This window comes from Flavobacterium sp. (assembly GCF_024710485.1).
In the GTDB taxonomy this organism is placed as follows: domain Bacteria; phylum Bacteroidota; class Bacteroidia; order Flavobacteriales; family Flavobacteriaceae; genus Flavobacterium.
Window position 1 is genome coordinate 135,210 of record NZ_JANJUQ010000031.1, and the last position, 9,606, is coordinate 144,815.

At 40.9% G+C, this 9,606-nt stretch carries 6 protein-coding genes; 3 read left to right on the forward strand and 3 right to left on the reverse strand.

Annotation, left to right across the window (positions count from 1 at the left end; translation table 11 throughout):
- Both Q0M21_RS07975 and Q0M21_RS07980 read right to left on the reverse strand, forming a co-directional pair.
- Positions 1-891, reverse strand: a complete 891-nt coding sequence (locus Q0M21_RS07975) for a glucosaminidase domain-containing protein (RefSeq protein WP_295336742.1) — start codon at positions 889-891, stop codon at positions 1-3.
- Positions 884-1,786, reverse strand: coding sequence for a 1-aminocyclopropane-1-carboxylate deaminase/D-cysteine desulfhydrase (locus Q0M21_RS07980; RefSeq protein WP_295336745.1), 903 nt, complete (start codon positions 1,784-1,786; stop codon positions 884-886). Before Q0M21_RS07980 ends, Q0M21_RS07975 begins: the two co-directional genes overlap by 8 nt.
- 325 nt (positions 1,787-2,111) lie before the next feature.
- On the opposite strand from Q0M21_RS07980, the gene Q0M21_RS07985 reads away from it, so the two are divergent.
- Complete coding sequence (locus Q0M21_RS07985) at positions 2,112-7,247, forward strand: fibronectin type III domain-containing protein (RefSeq protein WP_295336748.1); 5,136 nt, start codon at positions 2,112-2,114, stop codon at positions 7,245-7,247.
- Here Q0M21_RS07985 and Q0M21_RS07990 read toward each other — a convergent pair.
- The gene (locus tag Q0M21_RS07990) at positions 7,244-7,570 is read right to left on the reverse strand and encodes a hypothetical protein (protein WP_295336775.1); all 327 of its coding nucleotides are present in this window, start codon (positions 7,568-7,570) and stop codon (positions 7,244-7,246) included. The genes Q0M21_RS07985 and Q0M21_RS07990 overlap by 4 nt on opposite strands.
- A 31-nt stretch (positions 7,571-7,601) precedes the next feature.
- On the opposite strand from Q0M21_RS07990, the gene Q0M21_RS07995 reads away from it, so the two are divergent.
- Complete coding sequence (locus Q0M21_RS07995) at positions 7,602-7,784, forward strand: DUF5522 domain-containing protein (RefSeq protein ID WP_295336751.1); 183 nt, start codon at positions 7,602-7,604, stop codon at positions 7,782-7,784.
- A gap of 142 nt (positions 7,785-7,926) precedes the next feature.
- Positions 7,927-9,606, forward strand: a 1,680-nt coding sequence (locus tag Q0M21_RS08000) for a urocanate hydratase (protein ID WP_295336754.1), incomplete at its 3' end; no start/stop codon positions are given.

A 9,606-nucleotide genomic window follows, 5' to 3' on the forward strand; every position in this document is an offset into this window, starting at 1 on the left:
CTATTTAACGATAATGGTTTGTCCCAACGACAAGGTATTATCAACCAAATTATTTTTGCGTTTAAGCTCTTCGACAGAAATATTGAAACGTTTTGAAATCGAATACAAAGTATCGCCTTTAACAACGGTATATTTTTCAACTTCCGCAGAATAAGCGATTTCTTTTTTAGTCACTACAGCTACATATTCTTTCCCTAAGACTTCGGCATCATACTTATTCAATTGGTAACGCTCAATCAAGCCGATAAGTTTCTCAGGGTATTTAGGATCTGTAGCGTAACCGGCCGCCTTTAATCCTTTGGCCCAAGCCGCATAATCGTCTTTACCCAATTGAAACAAAGAGGCATAACGAGGACGGCTGGTTAAAAAATACGAATGGTCACGAAAAGAGCCGCTTGGTTCATCATATTTGCGAAAACATTCGTTTTCTTCATCATCGTTGTGACGGATGCTTGGCCCTGTCCACTCTTTGTGGCACTTGATTCCAAAGTGGTTATTGGCTTGCACACTCAAAGGTCCGGTACCGGCACCCGATTCTAAAATAGCTTGCCCGAGAGTGATACTAGCCGGGATTCCGGAATTAACCATATTTTCTTTGGCGATGTTTTTGTATTTTTCAATGTAAGCCAACACCATTTCTGTTGTTACTTTTACACGAGTGGTGGCTTCTAAAACTTCTGAGGAATTGTTTGTTCCCGCAGAAGATTTTTTCTGTGAAGCTACTCCGGTATTAGTTCCGTTAGAAGGTCGGTAAATAGGTTTTTTAACCCTTTGAGCTACAGGCGCAGCTGCTTTTCTCGGATCCGGTTGCGAAGTTCTCACAACAGATTTGTTAGTGCTGCAAGCCATCATAAAAACGGCTACTACTGCTAAAGAAAGTTTCTTAATCATAGAATTGTATTTCGATTTGGTTTTTCTGCTTCAACAAAGCATTCATTCCGCTTACTCCTTGCAAACCACCAGTGTGAATCATGAGTATTTTGGAGCCTTTCGGAAATTTCTTTTTTTCGATTAAATCTAAAACTCCGAAAGCCATTTTGCCGGTGTAAACCGGATCTAAAGGCAGTTGAAATTTTTGATAAAAATCGTTAATAAATTCAATCAACGGTTCATTTACTTTGGCATATCCGCCAAAATGGTAATCTGTCATTAATTGCCAATTGGATTGAGTTACAAACTTACGAATATCTTCTGTTAAAAAATCGCCTTTGAGTGCCGGAAATCCTAAAACTTGTTGACCAACTTTTGAACTATTGATAATCCCCGAAATGGTTCCTCCCGTCCCGACAGCACAACAAACAAAATCGAAATCCGCATCGGCTTCGACTAAAATTTCCTCACATCCTTGAACGGCTAAGGCGTTGGTTCCGCCTTCGGGCAACAAATAAAATTTACCGTATCGCTGTTGCAGGGTTTGGATAAAATCGGTTTCCTGTTTAGAGCGATAAACTTCTCTGGAAACAAACTCAAAAACCATTCCGAATTCTTGAGCCATCTTTAAGGTTGGGTTTTCCAAAATTTTAGACCGTAGTTCTTCCCCGCGAATAACCCCAATGGTTTTCATGCCATTCTCTTTTCCTGCAGCCGCTACCGCGAGTATGTGATTGGAAAAAGCACCTCCAAAAGTTAATAATGTTGTTTGGTCATCTGCTTTTGCTTTTTGTAAATTGTAATGCAGTTTTCTGAATTTATTACCGGAAACATAGGGATGCAACAAGTCTTCACGCTTGATGTAAAGCGAATAATCCGGATTTTGAATAGCGATTTTTTGGTTGTAACTCTTCAAGAAAAACCCTTTTTGCAAAGGTACGAATCACTTAGCTAACCCCAACTTATTTGTATGTAATAATTACTTGCAGACGGAATAGGCCATAACAAAGTAAAAAGTGAAATCAAAATTTTTTACACAATCAAATACATAAAACAATACTTTCAAAATTTACCCCATCAATAAACGGATGTTAACTTATATGGCATTTAAACGTTAAATTTTGTAGTTGAACGAAAAAAAGTAAATTTTTATATCTAAAAATCATATTTTATTGAAATAAAACAAGTTAATTAATACAAATGATTTATATTTCGTTGTTTTTTCGTTAAATCAATAATTTATGATTAAAAAAATACCTCTGTCAAAAAACAAATTTGTATTCAAAACCCAAAAAGAAGTAAGACGTTCTATTCTGATAAGTTTTATACTTTTTTTAATAAGCTACAGCACCAACTATGGTCAATGTTTAAATTATCAAGTTTACGAAAGTTTTAACGGGACTTCTATTCCAACATCCGGTGGAACTTGGGCTCAAACTTCTATCACTTTTGGCACAACTCTACCCAGAACAGGAAACAACAGTATCATCTTTAATGCCGCGGATGATGCTATACGCACACCTTTAATCAATAACCCGGGCGTTTTCTCATTTTGGTACCGAAGAAATACGAATACCACGGCACATTCATTCACTATTCAAACTTCTACAAACGGGACCACTTGGAACACAATAGGCTCAACTACAACACCAACAGAAACTTACCAACAATACACCATTAATGTTGGCGCCCTTGGACTCACCAATGTTTACATAAGAATTCTTGACACAAGAGCATCCGGTAATCACAATCGTATTGTTGACGATATTTCCTGGACATCAACAGTAGCATCAAACAATACTGTAATCCCTGCCTTATCCAACTGTTCTCAAACCATAACATGTGGTACCTCTTACACTTTTACGGATGCAGGAGGACAAAACGACGTTTACAATATTTCTACTGATTACACCATAACCTTTACTCCTTCTGTAGCTACCAATAAAATCCAGTTAGTTTTTAGCTCATTTATAACTGAAAATTGGGATGGAATGGTAATTTACAATGGTCCAAACACTTCATCCCCTATCATTTCATCAGGCTTACCAGCCGGATCCAGTGCAACCAACTGTCCGACCGGTTCTTTTTATGGTACAACGAATCCGGGCACAATTATATCAACTGATGTTTCTGGTGCTATAACCATACGCTTCCGCTCGGATGCAGACACGAATTTAGCCGGTTGGATTGCCAGCGTTAGTTGTATTTCCATACCTAACTGTGTTGCCCCGACGAGCCAGGCCAGCGCCTTCACGATAGGAACGGCAACCTCAAGCTCGTTACCGGCCACATTCAACGGCACAGCTAACGGCTATTTAGTAATACGTTCAACCAGTAGTACTCCACCAAGCCAACCGGTTAATGGCATTACTTATTCAGCCGCAAATATTACTACTTTGGGAAGTGGCTTATCATTTGTTCAGAGTGGTACATCAACCACAGTAGCAGAGACAGGTCTTACTGGTAATACTCAGTATTATTATTTTATTTATGCCTACAACAACACTAGTTGTTCCGGAGGCCCGGTTTACAATACCAACGGACCGTTAGTGGGAAGTGGCATAACTTGTCCCGCCACACCCAATTCCGTGAGCACTTCATCAGTAACTTCTAATAGCTTTACACTCAACTGGGCTTATCCAACAGGGGGTAATTCAGCAGCCATATCTTATACCATACAAATCACTACAGATGCTGGATATATTAACAATATAGCCGGGTCTCCGTCTACCCTCACAGCTCCCGCAACTAGTTTCAATGCAACAGGACTCTCTGTAGGTTCCACTTATTATTATCGAATATTAGCCAGCAACGGATGCAATAGTAGTTATGTAACCGGCAGTGCTACCACAACATTAACTAATGACGACTGTATTTCCGCAATACCGCTCACAGTATCATCAACTTGTAACTATACTTTTTACTCCAACAATGGCGCAACGAATAGTTCGGGAGTTACAGATCCCGGTTGTGCCAGTTATTCAGGTGGTGATGTATGGTTTAGCGTGACCGTGCCTGCCAACGGTATAATAGAAATTGACACAGATGACGCTGTTGTAACCGATAGCGGTATGGCCATATATGCAGGAACTTGTGGTAGTTTATCATTAATAGAATGTGATGATGATGACAGTACAAACGGGCTAATGTCATACATTACCAAATCGGGACTAACGCCCGGCAGTACTATTTACATTAGGGTTTGGGAATACGGCAATAACAATAACGGAAGCTTTGGAATTTGCGTTTCAACTCCGGTTCCTCCGATTAATGATAATCCTTGTGGCGCAATAGATCTTAATGTAAACACTAGTTGCAGTTTTCAAACATTCACTACTTTGGGGGCCACCAATACAACTATGGTAACAGCTCCAAGTTGCGGTAATTATCAGGGTGGGGACATATGGTTTATCGCAACTGTACCTAGTAACGGAATTGTCAGAGTCGACACCAACTCCAATACTATTGCCGATGGAAGTATGGCTGTTTACAGTGGCAGTTGCAGCTCATTAACCCCTTTACAATGTGACACCGACAGCAGCAACAATGGTTTAATGCCTTATTTAAATTTTACCGGATTAACACCGGGAAGCATAATTTACATCCGTTTTTGGGAAAGCGGAAACGATATACAAGGTAACTTTTCAATTTGTCTTTCCACAGATTGTACCTCAGGAAATGGTTCCGGTTCAACTACGGCGGCTTGCCCAGATATCCTAGCCGGAGGCTTAGGCTTAAACGGCACTGATCCTGACCCTATCACTTGTAGTTCATCAACCTGTGTTACCTTAGAAGCAGAATACCTTCAACTGGGTAACACTTCAAATTATACTGTTGAAAGCATCCCTTACAATCCGCCTTATCAATTTAGTTGTTTGTCCAACCCTGTAAGTGTGAATGTTGACGATGTTTGGTCGCCCATTGTTAATCTTCCTTTTAATTTCTGTTTTTACGGCACTAACTACAACCAATGTGTAATTGGCTCCAATGGAGTATTAACATTCAACACCAGTTACGCAGGGACTCCTTCGGGTTATGCTTTTAACGACAATCTTCCTAACAACACTGACGATCAATTGGTTGGTAACGCGATTTTTGGTGTATTCCACGACATCGACCCAAGCGAAGGTGGTGAAGTTGGATGGGAATTAGTCACTTTGGATACCGGATGTAGAGCATTAGTGGCTTCGTGGTCTAATGTTCCCATGTTCTCCGACAACTCAATTTTATATACTGGTATGATGGTTTTGTATGAGGACACTAATATCATCGAGGTTTATGTGAAAGAAAAAAACATCGATAACAATAACAGCTCGCCTTGGAACAGCGGCAATGCTATAATAGGAATACAAAATGCAGCAAGAACACAGGCAGTCGTAGCACCTAATAGAAATGGTTTAAGCACCAACTGGAATGCAACTAATGAAGCTTGGAGATTTATGCCTTCGGGAACTTCTATCACTTCTATCAAATGGTTCGAAGGTTCGGGAACAACCGGAACTGTTGTTGGAAACACAGATACCATAAGTGTTTGCCCAACTGCAACAACAACCTACACAGCCGAGGTAACCTACACCATGTGTAGTGGTTCTGTTGTAAAAGTATTGGATGAGACAACTGTATCGGTTTCCAATGTAAAAATTTGGAACGGATCAGTGGATAATGATTGGAATAAAAACAACAATTGGACTCCAAGCGGCATTCCTAATAACACCGACTGTGTAAGAATCCCAATCACTGCAAATAACCCGCTGATTTCAGGAACAAACTACATTGGCTATGCAGGCTCATTATTGGTGTATAACGGAGCCAAACTAACTATCAATTCCAACAACGTTCTATCGGTGACAGATTGGGTAAATGTTGAAACCGGTGGTACATTTTTAATCAACAATAACGCAAGTTTGGTTCAAATCAACAATACCGCTAATACCGGGAATATTGTTTACAAAAGAAACACTTCAATCAGGAAACTTGATTATGTATATTGGTCATCACCCGTAGCCAATTTTGTCATCAACAATATTACTTCTCCTTTGGCCTTCGGCAGTATTTTTAAATGGAATCCGACAATAGCCAATTCAAACGGTGGACAAGGCAACTGGGCAGGCGCTTCAGGGAATACCATGACAGCAGGTAAAGGTTTTATTGCCAGTGCTCCGAGTAGTTTCAGCGAAACAGTTCACTCCATTTTTTACGGTAGTTTCACAGGCGTGCCAAACAACGGACCAATCTCAATCTCGGTATCCAGAGGAAGTGACACCAATACAGCTTACCATATTGGTCTTAACGGCACAGAAATCAATAATTACAGTGATAATTGGAACTTATTGGGCAACCCTTATCCTTCAGCCATACGTGCCAGTCAATTTTTATACGACAACAATTCTAAAATCATGGGGAACATCCGACTATGGACACACGGAACGTTACCCACCAATATCTCTAGTCCGTTCTATGGGTCGTTTGTATACAACTACAGTCCTGGGGATTACCTAACCTATAACTTCACCGGAACCAGTTGTTGTCCGGCAGCCGGAGCCGATTTATTCATAGGTTCGGGTCAAGGATTCTTTGTGCAAATGGTAGATGGACCACCGGCTTCTGACACTGTAACGTTTAACAACAACTTAAGAAGCACCGGTTATGACAACAGCAATTTCTACCGATTGAGCAACTCCAATGCCACCGAAAGCTATGTTGACAGCTTGGAAAGAAACAGAATTTGGCTTGATATTGTAAATAGTTCAAACGGTTCAGATCGAACCTTATTCGGTTATATACAAGATGCCACCATGTCAGAAGACAACTTCTTCGATTGCTTGACCCAAAATACCGGCGATTTAAGAATCTACTCGTTGATTAACGATAAGAAATACATCATCCAAGGCCGATCTTTACCTTTCGATATAAACGACGAAGTGCCAGTAGGCATCAATGTTCCAACTACAGGAAGCTATAGCATCGGTCTGGCCGCAGTTGACGGATTATTCAACGAACAAAATATCTATTTAAAAGACCTTTTGCTCAACACTACTCACGATTTGAAAACGGCGCCTTACCAATTCACCGCTAATGCCGGAAATTATAACGATCGTTTCCGTGTGGTGTATTTGACGGCTGCATTAGGTAATGCCGACTTAGATCACAACAACGAAATCAAAGTCATTACCAACGAATCACTTAGCGTAAGTTCAAGCCATCAAATCATGCAATCGGTAACTGTTTACAATGTACTCGGACAAGAAATAGACCGCTACGAAAATGCCAACAGCAATTTCCTAACGCTATCTAACGTCAGAAAAAACAACACTACACTCTTGCTGAAAATAAAACTCGACAATGGTATAACTACTGTAAGAAAGGTAATTTACTAATTACAATAGTTCAAAAAATACCAAAAAGACCTTTGCTTCAAATAGTGAAGGTCTTTTTCGTTAGCATAAGCTTCACGCTCAAACGAAATGGAATAATACGCAGTTTTGACATCTCTTTGCCTCAGAAAATGCCATAAAAACTCCAAACTGTACCACACAAAAAAAGGCAAAACCAACAACTCCAATTGCTGGCGCAAATGGATTTTCTCATGGTTCAACAATACCGCATCCGCAACACTCTCCCGCTGTTTCAAAAACACAAACGGAAAAACGGTTAATCCTCTGTACCCTTTAGGCACTAAATATTTCGAAACGATGAGTATCATTACTTATAAACTCTTTAAATTTGCGTCTATGAACGAGCAAAATAAGGAAAATAAATTAATCGAAGGCGAAGACTATTACCTAACGCCCGAAGGTTACAAAGTTTTCACCGAAAAATACCACCTAAAACGCGGCTATTGTTGCAAAAGTGGTTGCCGTCATTGTCCGTACGGATTTGATAAAAAAACAGGAACCATTAAACCGAAGAAATAAAAATAGGCGTTCCCTTTCAGGTCGGGCTTTCCGCAGTACACGGTACTTGCTCCACACGAGCGAAGCGACTGCCGAAGGAATCCCTAACGTACCAACTTAGAACAATAACCTAAAAACATAAAACTCACAACATACAACCAAAATGACTTTTCAAGAACAAATACTACAAGGAATTCCGGCCGTCTTACCACAACCGAAATCTTACGAACCACAAATCAATCACGCGCCAAAACGCAAAGAAATACTAACTGAAGAGGAAAAAAAATTAGCACTTAAAAACGCTTTGCGTTATTTCGAACCGCATCACCATGCTACCTTAATTCCGGAATTCAAAGCAGAATTGGAAACCTACGGTCGCATTTACATGTATCGCTTTCGTCCGGATTACCGTATGTATGCCCGCCCTATTTCGGAATATCCCGGAAAATGCGAACAAGCCAAAGCCATCATGCTCATGATCCAAAACAATTTGGATTATGCCGTGGCACAACACCCGCACGAGTTAATTACTTATGGCGGTAATGGTGCTGTTTTCCAAAACTGGGCGCAATACTTGCTCACCATGAAATACTTGGCCGAAATGACCGAAGAACAAACCTTAGTCATGTATTCGGGTCATCCTATGGGCTTGTTCCCATCGCATCCTGATGCGCCAAGAGTAGTGGTCACCAATGGTATGGTGATTCCAAATTACTCCAAACCCGATGATTGGGAAAAAATGAATGCCTTAGGCGTTTCCCAATACGGCCAAATGACCGCCGGAAGCTATATGTACATCGGACCACAAGGCATCGTGCACGGAACCACCATCACCGTTCTAAACGGTTTCCGAAAAATCAAAAAATCGCCTAAAGGAGGTTTGTTTGTCACTTCAGGTCTTGGAGGCATGAGCGGTGCCCAACCCAAAGCCGGAAACATTGCCGGTTGTGTAACGGTTTGTGCTGAAGTGAATCCTAAAATTACGCATATCCGTCATTCACAAGGCTGGATCAATGAAATCATCGAAAACATAGATGAATTAGTACCAAGAGTTAAAAAAGCCTTAGCCGCTCAGGAAGTAGTTTCTATTGCCTATTTAGGGAACATAGTAGATGTATGGGAACGCTTTGACCAAGAAAATTTACACATCGATTTGGGCTCCGATCAAACTTCACTACACAATCCTTGGGCCGGTGGTTATTACCCTATCGGTTACACTTTTGAGGAATCAAATGAACTAATGGCGAACCAACCGGAAAAGTTCCGCGAAGAAGTCCAAAAGACTTTGCGTCGTCATGCCGCTGCGATTAACAAACACACGGCAAAAGGAACCTATTTTTTTGACTATGGCAACGCCTTTTTATTGGAATCATCTCGAGCCGGAGCCGATGTAATGAACGACCATCCTACTTTGGGAAGAGAATTCAAATATCCGAGTTACGTGCAAGATATTATGGGTCCAATGTGTTTTGATTACGGATTCGGACCATTCCGCTGGGTTTGCGCCTCCGGAGATCCGGAAGATTTGGCCAAAACTGACCAAATTGCCTGCGAAGTACTAGAAGAAATGATGAAAAATTCACCGGAGGAAATCCAACAACAAATGGCGGATAACATCCAATGGATTAAAGGCGCTCAAGAAAATAAATTGGTTGTAGGATCGCAAGCGCGCATCCTTTACGCAGATGCCGAAGGCCGCATCAAAATTGCCGAAGCCTTCAACCAAGCGATTGCCCGAGGCGAAATTGGTTACGTGATTTTAGGTCGCGATCACCACGATGTTTCAGGTACCGACTCCCCTTACCGCGAAACTTCCAATATTTACGACGGCTCTCGTTTTACA

Coding starts and splice junctions, on each gene's coding strand:
- Q0M21_RS07975 (WP_295336742.1), bottom strand. CDS start 891: ATGATTAAGAAACTTTCTTTAGCAGTAGTAGCCGTTTTTATGATGGCT.
- Q0M21_RS07985 (WP_295336748.1), top strand. CDS start 2,112: ATGATTAAAAAAATACCTCTGTCAAAAAACAAATTTGTATTCAAAACC.
- Q0M21_RS07995 (WP_295336751.1), top strand. CDS start 7,602: ATGAACGAGCAAAATAAGGAAAATAAATTAATCGAAGGCGAAGACTAT.